Annotated in this window: 2 protein-coding genes; both read left to right on the top strand. The window is 46.3% G+C overall.

The window, feature by feature from the left end:
• Positions 1-7: 7 nt before the first annotated feature.
• A complete protein-coding gene (locus tag NIE88_RS22960) occupies positions 8-148 on the top strand; it encodes a DUF5072 family protein (RefSeq protein ID WP_373689485.1) in 141 nt (46 codons plus the stop codon).
• A gap of 11 nt (positions 149-159) precedes the next feature.
• The coding region (locus tag NIE88_RS22195; protein WP_253065747.1) for a phage major tail protein, TP901-1 family at positions 160-516 on the top strand (357 nt) is incomplete at its 3' end.

The raw sequence follows: 516 nt of genomic DNA, 5'->3' as shown, positions 1-516 counted from the left end.
TGAAGACATTGAACTGCCGGACGGCTATGAAATGATTCTGCAGGTACCAAACGGCGTGTCTCAAATTTTGAATGAAGAGGACGGCACCAAGCATGCCATCATTGGCTATGACTTTGTCGTTTTCTCAGGCTATAAGGTCAAAATCTAAGGAGGAAAACAATGGCTGCTGAAACAGAATTATATGACCAACTAACCAGTCGGCTTAATTCAGCGACCGCTGGTAAGGATATTTTGTTGTCACTGTGGAATGCGACTGGTGATAAGCTGTTAGCACTTGCCGGCCAGCAGGGGCTGACGATTAACCGGGATAAAGATACGGTGGAAGTAACCTCGAAGGATACACAGGGAGGCTGGAAGGAATACCTGGGTGGATTTAAGGAATGGTCAATCGACAACGACGGTGTGTATGTTCGGAGTGATGAGTCCCATAAGCTGCTGATTAAGGCCTACGAAAACGATGACTTGCTCTTAATTAAAGTCACAAACAGGAAAACGCAGACGGATATGTTCGGCGGT

Origin of the sequence: Sporolactobacillus shoreicorticis, assembly GCF_024125445.1 — a bacterium.
GTDB classification, from domain to species: domain Bacteria; phylum Bacillota; class Bacilli; order Bacillales; family Sporolactobacillaceae; genus Sporolactobacillus; species Sporolactobacillus shoreicorticis.
This window is presented reverse-complemented; position numbering and strand designations above follow the sequence as displayed.